1 protein-coding gene is annotated in these 305 nt (G+C 69.5%); it reads left to right on the top strand.

Going from position 1 to position 305, the window contains the following annotated elements; genetic code table 11:
• The coding region (locus KVT32_RS29585) for a DUF3141 domain-containing protein (RefSeq protein WP_217619371.1) at nucleotides 1-305 on the top strand (305 nt) is incomplete at both ends.

The following is a 305-nucleotide window of genomic DNA, read 5'->3' as shown; positions in this document are numbered from 1 at the left end:
ACCCCCTGGAACGTGATGAGCTACGCCGTCGACGCGGCGCAGCGCTCGGTGCTGTTCTGGGACACCCTGCGCCAGCGCGGCAACGATTTCGTCGCCAGCGCGGTGCACGACCTGGAGCCGGTGCTGCACTTCGAGAGCGAGACGGTGCTCGACGGGCGCGGATTCGAGCGCCCGGTCAACTACGCGCTGCTGAGGATCAAGCCGCCCGAAGGCGTGACGGTCGACCCGAAACGGCGGCCCTACCTGATCATCGACCCGCGCGCGGGCCACGGGCCGGGCATCGGCGGCTTCAAGGACGATTCCCA

Source organism: Achromobacter sp. GbtcB20 (genome assembly GCF_019091095.1).
Classification (GTDB): domain Bacteria; phylum Pseudomonadota; class Gammaproteobacteria; order Burkholderiales; family Burkholderiaceae_B; genus Achromobacter; species Achromobacter mucicolens.
The sequence above is the reverse complement of the archived record's forward strand: the minus strand, read 5'-3'. Positions and strand labels throughout refer to the sequence as shown.